Raw genomic sequence first — 14,860 nt, 5'->3', positions numbered from 1 at the left:
GACGACCTTCGGGCCGCATCACGGGCGTATGTCTCAGCGCAAGCCTAATCGAATTGCATCGGCTCGCAAGGCCCGATCGTCTGTGTGCGATGCGGCAAGGCCGACAACGGCTGGCATCGTCCATCACCGCGCCCCGCCGAGGCGCGCCAGCGTGCAGCGCCCTTGTCGTAATCGGCGAGCTCGCCCTTGTTGTCGCGCTGGAACAGCCGGATCATGCCGCGACGGCCCTTTTGGCAGATTCGGCAGCGTCAGGGCAGCGCCGAGCAGGCAGGCCAGAATGCGCATCTCGTCAAACCACAGACACCAATTTGCAGGTTGGTCGCGGCTTTGCAGCGGCGGGTTGGCGCGCTTAAATCAAGACCAGTGCATCAACCGGGATTCTGCGATGGCTGCCGTCCGCGACAACAGGGACCAAAACCGCTTCGAGCTTGAAACAGAGGGCGGGCTGGCCTTTGCGAATTACCGTCGGACGCCATCGGCAGTGATCATCACCCACACCGAGACACCGCGCGCCCTGCGTGGCCGCGGCATCGCGTCGGAGCTGGTCAAGGGCGCGCTGGAGCTGATCCGTGCCGACGGCCGCAAGGTGATCGCAGGCTGCGGCTTCGTGTTGGACTATCTCGACAAGCACCCGGAATATGCGGACCTTGCCGGCTGACTTTCGATCCAACGTCAGACGATCTTGATCGACATGTCGGGCAAGCCCTCGAGCTTGCAGAGCAGCACGTCGCCCTTCACAACGGGACCGACATTCTCCGGCGTTCCGGAATAGATGATGTCGCCGGCCTTCAGCTCGAACGCCTCGGAGAGCTTTGCGATCTGCTCGGCGACGCTCCAGATCATGTTCTTCAGATCCGAGCTCTGCCGCACCGTGCCGTTGACCGCAAGCGAGATCGCCCCTTGCGTGAAATGGCCGGTCTTGTCAGCCGGATGGATCGGCCCGAGCACTGCCGCATGGTCAAAGCTCTTGCCGATCTCCCACGGCTTCTTCTCGGCCGCCATGCCGTTCTGCAAATCGCGCCGCGTCATGTCGAGGCCAAGCGCGTAGCCATAGACGTGCTCGAGCGCCTTGTCGGCGGGAATGTTGGTGCCGCCGGACTTCAGCGCCGCGACCAGCTCGACCTCGTGGTGATAGTTCTTGGTCAGCGACGGATAGGGATGATCGGCGACCGTGCCGATCGCGACATTCTGAATGGCATCGGTCGGCTTCTGGAAGAAAAACGGCGGCTCGCGCGTCGGATCGGAGCCGCGCTCGATCGCATGGGCTGCGTAGTTGCGGCCGATGCAGTAGATGCGGCGGACTTGGAACACCTCGGTGGCGCCGACAATCGGGATCGTCACGGCCGCGACCGGAAACATCGCCTTCGGCGCCACCTCGGCGTGGGCCGGCACGGATTGGGCGGCGGCGCCGGCCAATGCGAGGGCGCCGGTCGCAAGCATGGTCCGGCGATCGAGATCGGTCACGGCAGTTCTTGCAGGAGTTTTCATCGGCGCTCTCCTTCTTGTCCGCCGATCTATAGATGTTCGCCGCTCCATAAAAAAGGGCCCGCGGTGGCGCGGGCCCTGGCCGTGCGCGGGATGACGATCCCGTCAGTGCTTGATATCGGGGGGCAGCTTGCCGCCGTTGGCGGCGAGCTTCGTCATCACCTGCTTGTGCAGCCAGATGTTCATGCTGGCGGAATCGTTGGTGTCGCCGGTGTAGCCGAGCTCCTTGGCGAGTTCCTTGCGCGCCGACAGGCTGGAGTCGATGTCGAGCGCCTTCATCAGGTCGACGATCGAGGTGCGCCACTCGAGCTTCTCGCCCTTGGCGGCAACCGCCTTGTCAAGGATGGGGGCGACGTCCACGGACTGCGCGGGCGCGGCACCGGCGGGCACAGCAGCGGGAGACGGCGACGCGCTGCTGGATCCACCGGCGGGAGCTGCGCTCGTGGCCGTTCCGCCGGCGGGCGCGGCGCTGGCGCTGCTGCCGAAGATCGCGCCCATGATTTTTCCGAAAATGCTCATCGTTCGCTCCCAAGAGAGTTGAGATGTGAAGGCCACACGGCAGTGCGCCGGCTGACCGAGGTCGCAGTTCAAGTGTATCGCCCCCTCAATACCTTGCCAATGCGACATTCACTTAAGCGTGAGTGCTTTTGGCGCGGTTTGGGAGTACCCTCACCCAACAGTTCGCGACACGGCCAGTTCCTGCTCTGTCTTTCGCGTCTGGCTTGCTCGTGATCGCTTCGAGAGGCGGTACGTTTGTGCCCGCGCGCCGGGCGCAGAATGCGACCGCCCAGAGGGAGACAACGACCATGGCCACGCAATACCAAGGCAATGTCACATCGATGACGCAGGGCGGACAGGGCGCCGCATCTGCACCCATTATCCGCACCATCGGCCTGTCCGATCTGCATCAAGCGCTGCGTCTCGGCTGGGAAGACTTCAAGGCGGTGCCAAGCCACGCCATCATCCTGTGTCTGATCTATCCGGTGCTCGGCCTCGTGCTTGCGCGCACCGTGCACGGCTATTCCGTGCTGCCGCTGTTGTTTCCGCTGGCCGCGGGTTTTGCCCTGCTCGGCCCGTTTGCCGCCGTCGGCCTGTACGAGATGAGCCGCCGCCGCGAAGACGGCGGGGAAGCATCCGCATGGGACGCCCTGGAGGTATTCCGTTCGCCGTCATTCGGCGCGATGCTTGGGGTAGGAACGCTGCTGTTCGCGTTGTTCGTGACCTGGATCGCCACCGCACAGGCGATCTACACGGCGGTGTTCGGCTACGAGACCGCGGCCAATATTCCCGATTTTGTCGAACGCGTGCTGACCACCTCGCAAGGCTGGTGGCTGATCGTGGTCGGCTGCAGTGTCGGCTTCCTGTTCGCGCTCGTCGCGCTTTGCATCAGCGTGGTTGCCTTCCCCATGATGCTCGACCGCCAAGCAACCGCCGGTGAAGCCATGGTGACGTCGATGCGCGCCGTCGCGCAAAACCCGGTGCCGATGGCGGCCTGGGGCCTGACGGTCGCGGTGCTACTGGTGCTCGGCACGATCCCGTTCTTTCTCGGGCTTGCCGTCGTGATCCCCCTGCTCGGCCACGCCACCTGGCATCTCTATCGCGAGGTCATCGTCAAGGATCCGAACGCTCGGCCGGTGATCCCCGAGCCGCGCGAGCGCAAGCCCGCCGCCGACTTCCCGGCCAACCTGTTCCCCTGGCGGCGCAGCGGTCGCGGATAGACGCCAGTCAACCTGAGCTCGTAAACGTCACAGCAACCGCCGGCCGATATGATCGGCCGGCGGTTTGTCGTCCCGGATCGTCAAATGGATGTGAAATTGGCGTGGCATTTGCAGCGCGACCTGAGAAAGGCGGCCCGGGTCACGAGCCTTGTTTTGGCCGCTGTTGCCGCGAACATACCCGCCGCCTCCGCGACCCATCGCTGGCAACGCAGACTTCGGAGTGAAATTGCCTATGACCTCTCGCTTGTCCTTTCGCACGCTCGCCGTTGGGGCGTGGCTTCTGACCTCGACCGCGTCTGCGCTCGCCGCCCAATGCGGCACGGGCACGTTCGAGTCCTGGCTTGACGATTTCAAGAAAGAGGCTGTGGCGAAGGGGATTTCACAGAACGCGATCCAGGCCGGATTGAATGGCGTCACGCAGGACAAGGCGATCCTGGCGCGCGACCATTCGCAGCAGGTGTTCAGCCAGACCTTCGAGCAGTTCTCGGGCCGCATGGTACCGCCGCGGCTCAATCGCGGCTCCGACATGATGAAGCGCTACGGCTCGGTGCTGTCGCGTATCGAGGAAACCTACGGCGTGCCCGGCGAAATTCTGGTCGCGATCTGGGGGCTGGAAACCGATTTCGGCGTCAACACCGGCAAGTTTCCGACCCTGCGCTCGCTGGCGACGCTGGCTTATGATTGCCGCCGCTCCGACATGTTCAAGGCCGAGCTGATGGATGCGCTGCGCATCGTCGAGCGCGGCGATCTCGCGCCGCAGGAGATGCACGGCGCCTGGGCCGGCGAAATCGGCCAGACCCAGTTCATGCCGTCGTCCTACATCAAGTTCGCGGTCGACTTTGACGGCAACGGCAAGCGCGACCTCCTGCACAACGTGCCGGACGTGCTGGCCTCGACGGCGAACTTCCTGAAGAGCTACGGCTGGAAGAAGGGCAAGGGCTGGGAGCCCGGCAGCGAGAATTTTGCGGTCATCCAGCAGTGGAATAAGAGCGAGGTGTACGCCAAGACGATCGGCTACTTCGCCACCCAACTCGCCAAGGCGCCATAAGGTATGTCGCCGCAATTGTTGTTACAGCGAGTGGTCAGAACGATGCGCAAGTGACCGAGAGCGTGAGGCCCACCGACTGTTGGTGAAAGCGCTGCTTGTACGCGGAGCCGATCTCTTTCAAGCGCGCCAAGGTCTCCGGGGTCTCGGCAGCGATGACGCGCACGACGAAGGACGGCTCATGCGTGATTCGGCCCGTTTCCGGGTCGCGCCACTGGCCGAACGCCCTGAGCAGGGTGAAGCCATCTGGAAAGCGCGGTGTCACCTCCCTCTTGAGGAAGTCCGACCACTGGGCGTCCGACACGCGGCCATGTCCGGCGATCTGACGCCCAAACAACAGTTCGGCCTGCATCATCGACTTGCCGTTGATCAGCTGGCAGGAAGTTGCGGCACCTTCGGCGGCTGATGCGTTGCTTCCCGCGACGAGGACAAGCCACGCGGCGATCAGTGCGCGCATGAGGTTCGAACTGTCTGCTTTGCCACGCCGGCCGGCGACGTCTCGGGTGATGCGGTCCGGTACACGATTCGAGCAAACGGCAACATTCCGAGGAACACGGCCAGCACGCCAATGATGCCCATTGCAAGCCTCACGTCGACGTGCGCGGTATGGACGCGCAAAAGTAGTACTAAGATCACCCTTTATCCTTCTGCAAGCAGTCCGATCCAGCGCTATAGCGTTTACTGATTTGTCCGCCCGCCGGCTAGGACAGGCGCGACAAACACCTTGGATGAAAACGACCTGACGGGTCGCCATTTCAATCGGAATACGTTTCGGCCAATGGGAGGTGCGTTCCACCTCGGACTGCACCTGCCGCAGGGGCGAACCGGGGATGGAACACACATAGGCGCTTTGACAGAGCCAAGTCATTGGCTAGAAGCCCTGCGTTGCGAGCGTTTGTTGCCGAACCGGGGCGCCCCGGTGAACGAGACGCGGCGGTTCGCCGACACATGTTGCGACACCCTGAGTTTCCCGATGACCTCGACGGCCGACGACGTTGCACTTTCCCGGTTCTCCCTGGCAGATTTTGCCGAGCGGGACCGTATGGCCGCATGGCGTGATCTGTACGGCCGGCTGGTGCTGAAGGCCGACCTCGTGCCGTTGCCGGATCATTCGTTGCATGCGGACGTGACCGTGCGGATGCTGCCCGGGCTGTCCATCACGTCGGCCAGCATGTCGGCGTTTCGCTACGAGCGGGGTGCCGAACAGTTGGCGGACGGCAACGACGGGCTTGTCCTGGTGATGGGGTCGCACGATGCCACGATGGTGCAGCGCGGACGCGAGGTCTCTTGGAGCGCCGGCGATGGGCTGCTGCTCAGCTCGGCGGATCCGGTCGCGATGGTTTGCCCCGCCCCGGCGAAGATTCTGTGCCTGCACGTTCCACGGCCGGCGCTGGAGCCGCTGGTGAGCAGCGTCGATTCCTCCGTGATGCAGCCTATTGCACGCTCCACCGAAGCGCTGAAATTGCTGGTGAGCTATGTTGGGGCGCTGCAGGAGGATTATTCGCTTGCAACGCCTCAGCTAAGGCACGACGTGGCCTCGCATGTGCACGATCTGATCGCTGTAGCGCTCGGCGCAACGAGAGACGCCGCGGCTGTTGCCCGTGGGCAGGGCGTCCGCGCAGCACGGCTGCGCGCCATCAAGGCCGATATCATCGACCATCTCAATCATGGCAGCCTCACGGTGGCCGCTGTCGCGCGGCGGCACGGCGTCACTCCGCGCCAGGTGCAACGGATGTTTGAAGACGACGGGACCTCATTTTCCCAATTCGTGCTTGGACGCCGTCTCGCGCGAGCGCATCGATTGCTCGTCAATCCGCGCCACGCCGATCGGCCTGTGAGCGCGGTCGCCTTTGAGGTTGGTTTCGGCGACTTGTCCTATTTCAACCGCACCTTTCGCCGCCAATACGGCGCGCCCCCTTCAGATGTGCGTGAATCGGCGCGAAAAGGGCCTATCGCGAACAATGGCCTTGATCCAATCCGGACCGATCGCGCTCCAGCCAAATAATATGGGCCGATTGCCCCAGGCAATCGGCCCATATCGTCATGATCAACGCTTACTTCGCCATGCTGGCTTCGGCAGCCTTGCTGAGATGCGCGCCGCATGCACCCCACTTGTCATTCAGCATCGCATCCTGGGCGAGCGAGACTTCCTTCTCCGCCGCGAATTTGACCTCATTGTCAGCCATCGCTTCGACGGCAGCTTCAGTCTTGCCGAAATTGGCACCGCTGCAGCCGACGCCCATATGATGATGACGATGAGCGGCCTGAGCCGGAGCGACGGCGTAAACGACGGCAGCCATGCTGGCCGCTGCGATCAATGTCTTGATCATGGGATGTTCCATCTTTTGTTCTTGAACAGAATCCAGCGTGATTGCGGAATCTGCGGAACGATTATTCGCTGTTCCCGGCACCGTTCAGAATGAACTTCACGCGAGACGAATGTGATCGGCGCTGCACGCGGATCGCGCATGCGTTGCATAATGTTTTGATTACAAGCCGGTAAGGAAGCAGCGCCGCATTAGCATGGTCGGGCACGTTCACTTCAATCAAAGCGCCGTTCCGATAATCAGCAGACGCCCTTAGCAGCGTCTTGCTCCCTGGCAGAAATTCGCATCCCGGAGTGCTGAATTACCTCAGGAGTCAATGCGGCTGATTGACGCTACGTCCGTCGGCGTCTCCGCAGCGACATATTATGAATACAAACTCACTTCTAATGCCAAGATGTCGCATGCGAATCACGCATGGAACACATCGAAGTGATCCCTCACCCACAAGGGCGTTCCAGCTTGATTGCGCGGTCCTTAATTACCACATGGAGGACACCGCAGAGACCAGTAGAGCCCCATCAACCTACTGATCTATAGAACATTTTATCACGACCAGCACCACCGAGGGAACTTTCACCTCCGGGCCACCGACCGAAGCCGCAAACGGTTAACCGGAACTTACCTTCGCCATGCGTTTTGAGCCTAGCTGCATCGCAACATTGAACCTACCGCACTGCACTATATCATCTATATTCACTTCAACGATGAGGCTTTGGAAAAGCTGAATCTGAACTACTAGGAGACTATCATGTTGCTCTCGCTCATCCGCATGATCCAGGCTTTCCGGGATTATCAGCGCAATGTCAGCGAACTGTCCCAGCTCAGCGATCGTGAACTGGCCGATATCGGCCTCGACCGCTCGGACATTCCGCGCGTTGCCGCCGGTACCTACAACGGCTAATCCGCCGTAAGCCAATTGATGAACGGATAACGCCCGCTCCTGCAGCGGGCGTTATCGTTTGTGGTGCGGTTTCAGATGCATATGGTTTCGAAACGCGCTAACGCTGCGCGATGACACCGCATCACTCCTCTTCCCAACCCGTGCACATCGTGGGCGCGGGGCTCGCCGGCTCGGAAGCCGCCTGGCAGGTCGCCAATTCCGGCATCCGTGCCGTGCTGCACGAAATGCGCCCGCACCGGATGACCGAAGCGCACCGGACCGAAGGCTGCGCCGAGCTGGTCTGCTCGAATTCCTTCCGCTCCGACGATGCTGCCAACAACGCGGTCGGGCTGCTGCACGCCGAGATGCGGCGACTGGGCTCCCTCATCATGTGCTCGGCCGACGCCAATCAGGTGCCCGCCGGCGGCGCGCTGGCGGTCGACCGCGACGGCTTCTCCGCCGCCGTCACCAAGGCCCTGAACGAACACCCACTGATCGAGATCAGCCGCGAGGAAGTCGCAGGGCTCCCGCCGGCTGACTGGAGCAACGTCATCGTCGCGACCGGTCCCCTCACCTCGGCACCGCTCGCCGACGCCATCAGGCAGCTGACCGACGAGAACGCGCTGGCGTTCTTCGATGCGATCGCGCCGATCGTGCACAAGGATTCCATCGACATGTCGGTGGCCTGGTTTCAGTCGCGCTACGACAAGGTCGGTCCCGGCGGCACCGGCGCCGATTACATCAACTGCCCGATGACGAAAGAGCAATACGATGCCTTCGTCGCGGCGCTGCTCGATGGCGAGAAGGTCGACTTCAAGGATTGGGAGACCAACACGCCGTATTTTGATGGCTGCCTGCCCGTCGAGGTGATGGCCGAGCGCGGCCATGAGACGCTGCGCCACGGGCCGATGAAGCCGGTCGGACTGACCAATCCGCACAATCCAACCGTCAAGCCCTATGCGATCGTCCAGTTGCGGCAGGACAACAAGCTCGGCACGCTCTACAACATCGTCGGATTCCAGACCAAGCTGAAGCATGGCGCGCAGCAGCGCGTGTTCCGCACCATCCCCGGCCTCGAGAACGCGGAGTTCGCCCGCCTCGGCGGCCTGCATCGCAACACCTTCCTGAACTCGCCGAAGCTGCTCGATGCGCAACTGCGCCTGCGCGCGCAGCCGCGGCTGCGGTTCGCCGGCCAGATGACCGGCTGCGAGGGTTATGTCGAGTCGGCCAGCGTGGGCCTGATCGCCGGCCTCTGCGCCTCCGCCGACATGCGCGGCGCGGCGCTGCCCCCGCCACCCGCCACCACGGCGCTCGGCGCGTTGCTCGGCCACATCACCGGCGGCCACATCGAAACCATCGATGCCGGTGCGCGCTCGTTCCAGCCGATGAACATCAATTTCGGCCTGTTCCCGCCTCTCGCCAGCGCTCCGACCAAGAAGCCGGACGGCTCGCGGCTGCGCGGCAACGAGAAGACGGTCGCCAAGAAGCAGGCGATCAGCGCGCGGGCGCTCGCCGACCTCGATCACTGGATCGCAGAGCACCTGCGCGTTGCAGCAGCGGCCTGACCGTCATGAGCTTGCCGAAAGACGACGACGCCACTTTGTCGGCGCGATGGAGCCAGGGCGTGCTGCTCAAGCGCGACGTGTTCTCGACCGTCGAGCGCGGCCGATTCCGCGGCGATGACGGCGAGGTCGACGGGGTGCTGCGCCGGCTCGACCAGGTGCCGTTCTGGTCGTTCGCCGTGGCGCTGCATCTGTTCTCGCGTGAACGCCGTGCGCTGACCCTGGCGCGCGACCTCAACGTCGGACCCAAGCTGTTGTGGGCGGGCCGACGCGCGCTGGTGCGCGGCTTCATCGACGGCGCGGCGCTGCATCTGGCGAAGCCGCATGGCGACGTCGCCTATTTCCGCTCCGCCAAGCAAGCGTTGCGCAAGCTGCATCGCGCCGGCATCTGCCACAACGACCTCGCCAAGGAGCAGAACTGGCTGGTCGGCCGCGATGGCCGCGCCTACCTCACCGACTTCCAGCTCGCCGCCTGCTTCAAGAGCCGAAGCCGGCTGTTCCGCCTCGCGGCCTATGAGGATCTGCGGCATCTGTTGAAGCACAAGCGCAGCTACGCCCCGGAGGCGTTGACGCCGAAAGAGCGCAAGGTGCTGGCGAAGAAGTCCGCGGTCGCCAGCGTCTGGCTGAAGACCGGCAAGAAGGTCTATCAGGCGATCACGCGCGGCATCTTCAATTTCACCGACCGCGAGGGCGGCGGCCGGCGGCTGGTCAACGACGCCCCGGTGCTGGTCGATTTGATCCGCCGCAATCCCGACGTGCGCGACACCGCGATCGTCGCGTTTGCCGACCGGCGCGTCGGCGTCGGGCTGTACGCCTTCGTCGAGGCAGACCAATCCGCGCTGGAAAAGACGCTGCGCAACGAGCTCACCGCAGCCAAGGGCGTCAAGCCGCCCGAACACATCCAGATCGTGCATGCACTGCCGCGCGATGCGGCCGGCAAGCCGCGCACCGAAATCCTGCAGCTCGTCGCCATGAACCAGATCGACCTGATCGAGCCGATGATGCGCAGCGACGCCGATCGCGAATTCCTCAAGGACATCCTCGAGCAACGCAAGAACCTGCGCGATCGCTTCAATTTTGAAGTCGCCGAGATGGATCGACAGCTGCGCTAGACCATGCGCACTTCCGGGCGCGCAGCCCTCGACAAACGCGCTGCGAAGCACCACTCTTTGCGTGGGCTAGCGCGCTCAAGGGACGAGCTTAATGCCACTCACCCGTGGCCGTATCGGGGGATATGATGCCGAACGTCTCGCGTTCGGCTTCACCATGATGAACGGCGACCAGGAAGTTGAATGCCAGATCAGCGACGCTGCAATGGACGAGCTCGCCGGCACGCGTGGAACTGCGAGCATGGCGCGACAAGCCCAGTTCGTTGCGCTGCGCGACGCGGTCGAGCAGATCGCATCCGACATCTATGACAGCGGCCCGATGGTCAAGGGCGTAACGGTCCGCATCTTCACCAAGCACATCGCGAAAGCGAGGAGCTAGCTGCCGAACTCCTCGGTGCGCGCGGCTCGCCACAATGTCCACAGCGTGCGCAGGCGCGAGACCGGCTTCGGCAGGAACGGATCGTTGTCGGCCCTCCTCATCCGGTTGAGCTCGCGCCTGACGTGAGCGAGCGGCAGGAAGATCGGCCGCACGCCGGATGGCACGTCCGCAAGCAGCCCGAATGCGGTCTTGAGATGGCTTTGCGCCTCGTCCGCTAGCTGGTCGATCGCAGCGCGGATGTTCGGCGTCGGCTTGCCGGCAAACACCTCTTCCTTGCTGCTGCCGTGCTGCTGCAGCAGCGGGAGCGGCAGGAACAGTTGCTGCCGCGATGCGTCGCGGCCCAGGGCCGCGATGACCTGCGCCATGCCCTGGGCAAGGCCGGCATGGCGGGCCAGGTGATCGATCGCCTCCGATGGCCGCGCCATCACGCGCGTCGCCTGCGAGAACAGCGCCGAGGCCGTGGCGTCGAGATAGCCTTCGAGTGCGACCAGCGACGGCATCGGATCGTTGTAGAGATCGAACTGGTGCTCCTCGACCAGCTGTGAGAACGGCGAGACCGGCAGGCGGTGATTGCGGATCGCATACAGCAGCTCTGCCGCGACCGGATTGCCCTCGACGCCGCCGTGCCCGGCGCCTGCCAGCATATCGGTCCACCATTGCAGCCGCATCTCGCCGGGCAGCGGCTGGCTGACCTGCTCGTGCACGCGCGAGACCTCGATGTTGAACGCGTAGATCGCGAGCAGCGCCCGGCGCTCCGGACCTGGCAGGAACAAGGTCGACGCGTAGCGCACGAAGTCATGGGTCCGCACCAGATCGGCGCAGAAGGCCGCGCCATCCCTCGGCGCCTCCGTCGCGCTCATGGCACCGCGATCAGCGCCGCCGCGACCCGGCGCCGCTCGCCCAGCATGATGTTGTAGGTGCGGATCGCGGGACCGGTCTGCATAGGGTCGAGCACGACGCGGACCGCACGCAAGGCCTCGCGCAGGCCCTTCGGCGGCACCCAGACCTCGGTGCCGGTGCCGACGATCAGCGTGTCGATCGCGTTGGCGGCCGCGAACACCTTCTGCAGCGAATATTCGTCGATGTCCTGCGGCCTCGTGACCGGCCAGGCCCAGATCGAGTCCGGCAGGCACAGCAGCGAGCCGCGATGCGACATATCGGCAAACGCGAAGCCGCCCTTGCCGTAGGCCTCGATCGGCGCCGACCTCGGAAGATGGGGAGCGTCCGAGGGGTTGCTCATGACCGGCTACTTCTTGGCTGCCGCCGTGTCCGGCTTCTTGGCCGGCGCATCCTGCGCCTCACCTCGCGTGGTGTGGACGCCGAGATAGATCAGGATCGGCGCCGCGATGAAGATCGAGGTGTAGGTGCCGACCAGCACGACGCCGAACATCATCACGGCGGTGAAGCTGTGGATCGCCTGGCCGCCGAACAACAGCAGAGCGAGCAGCGCGAGCGTCACGGTAACGTGGGTGATGATCGAACGCGACAGCGTCGAATTGATCGATTCGTTCAAGAGCTGCGGCATCGGCATCTTCTTGTAGCGCCGCAGCATCTCGCGGATGCGGTCGTAGATGACGACGGTGTCGTTGAGCGAGTAGCCGAGAATCGTCAAAAGCGCCGCGATGCTGGTGAGGTCGAAGTCGACCTGGGAGATCGACATGAAGCCGATCGTGAGCACGATATCGTGGACGTTGGCGATCATGGCGCCGAGCGCGAACTGCCACTCGAAGCGGAACCAGAGGTAGATCAGGATGCCGACGATCGCGAGCATCAGGCCGAGCATGCCGTAGGCAAGCAGCTCGCCGGAGACGCGCGGCCCCACCACTTCGACGCGGCGGTAGTCGACGGTTTCGCCGAGCGCGCCGCGGATCTTGCCCACCGCGTCCTGCTGCGCCTTGTCGCCGCCCGGTTGTTCGGCGACGCGTATCTGCACGTCGCCCTCGCCCGAGCCGCCGAGTTGCTGCAACTGCACCTCGCCGAGACCAAGGCCGTTCAGGGTCGTGCGCATCGCGGCGATATCTGCAGTGCCGGACTTGGCCCGCACCTCCAGCAGCGTGCCGCCCTTGAAGTCGATGCCGAAATTCAGGCCGTGGGTGAAGAACAGCGTGATGGCAAGGATCGAGAGCAGCGCCGAGATCGGGAAGCTGATGCGGCGAAAGCGCGTGAAGTCGAAATGTGTGTCGTCGGGGACGATGCGCAGCGACGGCAGCAGGCCGAGCGCCGCGACCACGGTCAGCACGGCGATCAGGATGCCAAGGCCAATGAGAACGGTATGGGTCACGAAAGGCCTCTCAGATCGGCACGGTTTGCGGCCGCTTCCACCGCACCCATGCGGCGACGATCAGGCGCGTCATTGTGAAGGCGGTGAACACCGTGGTGATGATGCCGATGCCGAGCGTCACGGCAAAGCCGCGCACCGGCCCGGTGCCGATGTAGAACAGCACGGCGGCGGCGATGAAGGTGGTGATGTTGGAGTCGAGGATGGTCGCCAGCGCCCGCTTGAAGCCGGCGTCGATCGCCGAGATCGCGTTGCGGCCGCCGCGCAGTTCCTCGCGGATACGCTCATAGATCAGCACGTTGGAGTCGACCGCGATGCCGACGGTGAGCACGATGCCGGCGATGCCGGGCAAGGTCAGCGTGGCGTTGAGCAGCGACAGCAGCCCGAAGATCATGGCGACGTTGATTGCGACAGCAATGTTGGCGAACACGCCGAACAGCCGGTAGGTGAGCAGCATGAACACGATGACCAGGATCGAGCCGACATAAGCGGCGAGCTCGCCCTTCTCGATCGAGTCCTGCCCGAGGCCGGGACCGACGGTGCGCTCCTCGACCACGGTCAGCGGCGCCGGCAGCGCGCCGGCGCGCATCAGGATCGCCAGATCATTGGCCGACTGCACGGTGAAGCTGCCGGAGATCTGGCCCTGTCCGCCGGTGATCGGCTCACGAATCACGGGCGCCGAGATCACCTTGTTGTCGAGCACGATCGCAAACGGCTGGCCGACATTGTCCGCCGTCGCCTGTGCGAATTTGCGCGCTCCCGACGTGTTGAACTTGAAGCTGACGATCGCCTCGCCGGTGCGCTGGTCGAAGCCGGGTTGGGCGTCGGAGAGTTCGCCGCCGGAGACCAGGACCTGCTTCTTGACGACATACGGAACCGGCGGCGGCGCCGCGCTCATCAGGAGCTCGGAGTCCGGCGGCACCCGGCCCTGCTGGGCCTGGTCAGGCGACACCGAGGTGTCGACCATGCGGAATTCCATCTTTGCGGTCCTGCCGAGCAGATCCTTCAGATGGGTCGGGTCCTGCAGACCCGGCACCTGCACCAGGATGCGGTCGGTGCCCTGACGCTGGATCACAGGCTCGACGGTGCCGAGCTCGTTGACGCGGCGCTCGACGATCTGGATCGACTGTTCGATGGTCTTGCGCATCCGCTCGATCATCGCGGGCTGCGACACGGTCAGGCGGATCAGGCCGCCCCCGGCATCGGTCACGTCAACGTCGCGCTGGCCGCTGGAGCCGAGCAAGCCGCCGATCGGCTGCGCGACCTCGCGAAGTTTGGTGATCGCCGCGGGAACATCGCTTTCCTTCGCGATCCGGGCCTCGACGGCGTCGTTGCGGATCGTGATGCCCCCGGTGAAACCGATCCTGGCGTCACGCAGCGCCTTCCTGGTGTCGTCGCGAACCTGCTCGAGCTTCTCCTTCTTCACGTAGTTGGAGTCGACCTCGAGCAGCAGATACGAGCCGCCCTGCAGATCGAGGCCCAGGACGAGGCGCCGCTGCGCCCAGGCCGGCCAGGTCTTCACCTGCGCTTCGGGGAAGAAATTGGGCACGGCGCACAGGCAGACCACCAGCGCTGTCAGGATGATCCCCAGCGCTCGCCACCGCGTGAAATACAACATCGAATTGACCTGTCAGGTTCGGCAAAAGGCTTCCGCGGCGATCAGCTCGCGGATGCCTCGTCCTTGGCGTCGCCCTTCGCCGGCTCACCCTTGGTCCGCACGCCCGAAATCATCTGCCGCATCTGCCGCACGCGGACGCCGTCCGAAATCTCGAACTCGATCTGGTCGTCATCGACCACCTTGGTCACCTTGCCGACGAGGCCGCCCGAGGTCACCACGGTATCGCCTCGGCGGATGTTCTTCACGAGGTCCGCATGGTCGCGCACCTTCTTCTGCTGCGGGCGTAGAATCAGGAAGTACATGATGACGAAGATCAGCGCGAATGGCAGCAGCGACATCAACATGCTGTTGGTGTCACCACTTGCTCCAGCCTGAGCAAACGCAGGAGTAATCAGCATTCGGACGATCCTCGGATAAGACGGGAAAGAACCGGCAGTGCCCTCGACCTTCGGGGCGGTA

At 63.9% G+C, this 14,860-nt stretch carries 18 protein-coding genes; 8 read left to right on the top strand and 10 right to left on the bottom strand.

Features of this window, described 5'->3' with window-relative positions; translation table 11 throughout:
* Positions 1–44: 44 nt before the first annotated feature.
* A complete protein-coding gene (locus JQ507_15885) occupies positions 45–215 on the bottom strand; it encodes a hypothetical protein (protein QRI72853.1) in 171 nt (56 codons plus the stop codon).
* A gap of 170 nt (positions 216–385) precedes the next feature.
* Between JQ507_15885 and JQ507_15880 the strand changes: the two genes are divergently transcribed.
* On the top strand, positions 386–658 hold the full coding sequence (locus JQ507_15880; GenBank protein ID QRI72852.1) for an N-acetyltransferase: 273 nt from the start codon (positions 386–388) through the stop codon (positions 656–658).
* A 14-nt stretch (positions 659–672) separates the two neighbouring features.
* Here JQ507_15880 and JQ507_15875 read toward each other — a convergent pair whose 3' ends face one another.
* Together JQ507_15875 and JQ507_15870 are read right to left on the bottom strand one after the other, a co-directional pair.
* Entirely contained in the window at positions 673–1,464 is a 792-nt protein-coding gene (locus JQ507_15875) for a fumarylacetoacetate hydrolase family protein (GenBank protein QRI73354.1), read from the bottom strand.
* A gap of 126 nt (positions 1,465–1,590) precedes the next feature.
* Positions 1,591–2,004, bottom strand: a complete 414-nt coding sequence (locus tag JQ507_15870; GenBank protein QRI72851.1) for a DUF3597 domain-containing protein — start codon at positions 2,002–2,004, stop codon at positions 1,591–1,593.
* 287 nt (positions 2,005–2,291) lie between these two features.
* Between JQ507_15870 and JQ507_15865 the strand changes: the two genes are divergently transcribed.
* Together JQ507_15865 and JQ507_15860 are read left to right on the top strand one after the other, a co-directional pair.
* Positions 2,292–3,203 carry a DUF2189 domain-containing protein gene (locus tag JQ507_15865; protein ID QRI72850.1) on the top strand — a complete coding sequence of 304 codons (912 nt, stop codon included), beginning with the start codon at positions 2,292–2,294 and terminating at the stop codon, positions 3,201–3,203.
* A gap of 232 nt (positions 3,204–3,435) precedes the next feature.
* Positions 3,436–4,251, top strand: coding sequence for a lytic murein transglycosylase (locus JQ507_15860; GenBank protein ID QRI72849.1), 816 nt, complete (start codon positions 3,436–3,438; stop codon positions 4,249–4,251).
* Positions 4,252–4,285: 34 nt separating this feature from the next.
* Here JQ507_15860 and JQ507_15855 read toward each other — a convergent pair whose 3' ends face one another.
* Positions 4,286–4,705 (bottom strand): DUF3574 domain-containing protein, encoded by a 420-nt coding sequence (locus tag JQ507_15855; protein ID QRI72848.1) that lies wholly within the window; start codon positions 4,703–4,705, stop codon positions 4,286–4,288.
* A gap of 516 nt (positions 4,706–5,221) precedes the next feature.
* On the opposite strand from JQ507_15855, the gene JQ507_15850 reads away from it, so the two are divergent.
* Positions 5,222–6,253, top strand: coding sequence for an AraC family transcriptional regulator (locus tag JQ507_15850; protein QRI72847.1), 1,032 nt, complete (start codon positions 5,222–5,224; stop codon positions 6,251–6,253).
* Positions 6,254–6,302: 49 nt separating this feature from the next.
* Here the strand turns inward: JQ507_15850 and JQ507_15845 are convergent, their stop codons facing one another.
* The gene (locus JQ507_15845; GenBank protein ID QRI73353.1) at positions 6,303–6,590 is read right to left on the bottom strand and encodes a hypothetical protein; all 288 of its coding nucleotides are present in this window, start codon (positions 6,588–6,590) and stop codon (positions 6,303–6,305) included.
* Between the two features lie 733 nt (positions 6,591–7,323).
* Here JQ507_15845 and JQ507_15840 point away from each other — a divergent pair.
* From JQ507_15840 to JQ507_15825, 4 genes are all read left to right on the top strand, one after another.
* Positions 7,324–7,476, top strand: coding sequence for a DUF1127 domain-containing protein (locus JQ507_15840; protein ID QRI72846.1), 153 nt, complete (start codon positions 7,324–7,326; stop codon positions 7,474–7,476).
* A 110-nt stretch (positions 7,477–7,586) separates the two neighbouring features.
* Positions 7,587–9,020 (top strand): methylenetetrahydrofolate--tRNA-(uracil(54)-C(5))-methyltransferase (FADH(2)-oxidizing) TrmFO, encoded by a 1,434-nt coding sequence (gene trmFO / locus JQ507_15835; GenBank protein ID QRI72845.1) that lies wholly within the window; start codon positions 7,587–7,589, stop codon positions 9,018–9,020.
* Between the two features lie 5 nt (positions 9,021–9,025).
* Complete coding sequence (locus JQ507_15830; GenBank protein QRI72844.1) at positions 9,026–10,129, top strand: serine/threonine protein kinase; 1,104 nt, start codon at positions 9,026–9,028, stop codon at positions 10,127–10,129.
* A 91-nt stretch (positions 10,130–10,220) separates the two neighbouring features.
* Positions 10,221–10,505 (top strand): DUF1488 family protein, encoded by a 285-nt coding sequence (locus JQ507_15825; protein QRI72843.1) that lies wholly within the window; start codon positions 10,221–10,223, stop codon positions 10,503–10,505.
* Here the strand turns inward: JQ507_15825 and JQ507_15820 are convergent.
* The 5 genes from JQ507_15820 to yajC are packed head-to-tail and all read right to left on the bottom strand — an operon-like array spanning position 10,502 to position 14,799.
* A complete protein-coding gene (locus JQ507_15820) occupies positions 10,502–11,365 on the bottom strand; it encodes a squalene/phytoene synthase family protein (GenBank protein QRI72842.1) in 864 nt (287 codons plus the stop codon). The genes JQ507_15825 and JQ507_15820 overlap by 4 nt on opposite strands.
* Complete coding sequence (locus tag JQ507_15815) at positions 11,362–11,745, bottom strand: Mth938-like domain-containing protein (GenBank protein QRI72841.1); 384 nt, start codon at positions 11,743–11,745, stop codon at positions 11,362–11,364. Before JQ507_15815 ends, JQ507_15820 begins: the two co-directional genes overlap by 4 nt.
* A gap of 6 nt (positions 11,746–11,751) precedes the next feature.
* Positions 11,752–12,786, bottom strand: coding sequence for a protein translocase subunit SecF (gene secF, locus JQ507_15810; protein ID QRI72840.1), 1,035 nt, complete (start codon positions 12,784–12,786; stop codon positions 11,752–11,754).
* Between the two features lie 10 nt (positions 12,787–12,796).
* The gene (gene secD / locus JQ507_15805) at positions 12,797–14,401 is read right to left on the bottom strand and encodes a protein translocase subunit SecD (GenBank protein ID QRI72839.1); all 1,605 of its coding nucleotides are present in this window, start codon (positions 14,399–14,401) and stop codon (positions 12,797–12,799) included.
* Positions 14,402–14,442: 41 nt separating this feature from the next.
* Positions 14,443–14,799, bottom strand: a complete 357-nt coding sequence (gene yajC, locus JQ507_15800) for a preprotein translocase subunit YajC (GenBank protein ID QRI72838.1) — start codon at positions 14,797–14,799, stop codon at positions 14,443–14,445.
* Positions 14,800–14,860: the final 61 nt, after the last annotated feature.

Origin of the sequence: Bradyrhizobium sp. PSBB068 (genome assembly GCA_016839165.1) — a bacterium.
Lineage (GTDB): Bacteria > Pseudomonadota > Alphaproteobacteria > Rhizobiales > Xanthobacteraceae > Bradyrhizobium.
The sequence above is the reverse complement of the archived record's forward strand: the minus strand, read 5'-3'. Positions and strand labels throughout refer to the sequence as shown.

Excerpts from the sequence above, each read along its gene's own strand:
- JQ507_15885 (QRI72853.1), bottom strand. The coding sequence starts at position 215 with ATGATCCGGCTGTTCCAGCGCGACAACAAGGGCGAGCTCGCCGATTAC.
- JQ507_15880 (QRI72852.1), top strand. The coding sequence starts at position 386 with ATGGCTGCCGTCCGCGACAACAGGGACCAAAACCGCTTCGAGCTTGAA.
- JQ507_15870 (QRI72851.1), bottom strand. The coding sequence starts at position 2,004 with ATGAGCATTTTCGGAAAAATCATGGGCGCGATCTTCGGCAGCAGCGCC.
- JQ507_15865 (QRI72850.1), top strand. The coding sequence starts at position 2,292 with ATGGCCACGCAATACCAAGGCAATGTCACATCGATGACGCAGGGCGGA.
- JQ507_15860 (QRI72849.1), top strand. The coding sequence starts at position 3,436 with ATGACCTCTCGCTTGTCCTTTCGCACGCTCGCCGTTGGGGCGTGGCTT.
- JQ507_15855 (QRI72848.1), bottom strand. The coding sequence starts at position 4,705 with ATGCGCGCACTGATCGCCGCGTGGCTTGTCCTCGTCGCGGGAAGCAAC.
- JQ507_15850 (QRI72847.1), top strand. The coding sequence starts at position 5,222 with ATGACCTCGACGGCCGACGACGTTGCACTTTCCCGGTTCTCCCTGGCA.
- JQ507_15845 (QRI73353.1), bottom strand. The coding sequence starts at position 6,590 with ATGGAACATCCCATGATCAAGACATTGATCGCAGCGGCCAGCATGGCT.
- JQ507_15840 (QRI72846.1), top strand. The coding sequence starts at position 7,324 with ATGTTGCTCTCGCTCATCCGCATGATCCAGGCTTTCCGGGATTATCAG.
- trmFO (QRI72845.1), top strand. The coding sequence starts at position 7,587 with ATGACACCGCATCACTCCTCTTCCCAACCCGTGCACATCGTGGGCGCG.
- JQ507_15830 (QRI72844.1), top strand. The coding sequence starts at position 9,026 with ATGAGCTTGCCGAAAGACGACGACGCCACTTTGTCGGCGCGATGGAGC.
- JQ507_15825 (QRI72843.1), top strand. The coding sequence starts at position 10,221 with ATGCCACTCACCCGTGGCCGTATCGGGGGATATGATGCCGAACGTCTC.
- JQ507_15820 (QRI72842.1), bottom strand. The coding sequence starts at position 11,365 with ATGAGCGCGACGGAGGCGCCGAGGGATGGCGCGGCCTTCTGCGCCGAT.
- JQ507_15815 (QRI72841.1), bottom strand. The coding sequence starts at position 11,745 with ATGAGCAACCCCTCGGACGCTCCCCATCTTCCGAGGTCGGCGCCGATC.
- secD (QRI72839.1), bottom strand. The coding sequence starts at position 14,401 with ATGTTGTATTTCACGCGGTGGCGAGCGCTGGGGATCATCCTGACAGCG.
- yajC (QRI72838.1), bottom strand. The coding sequence starts at position 14,799 with ATGCTGATTACTCCTGCGTTTGCTCAGGCTGGAGCAAGTGGTGACACC.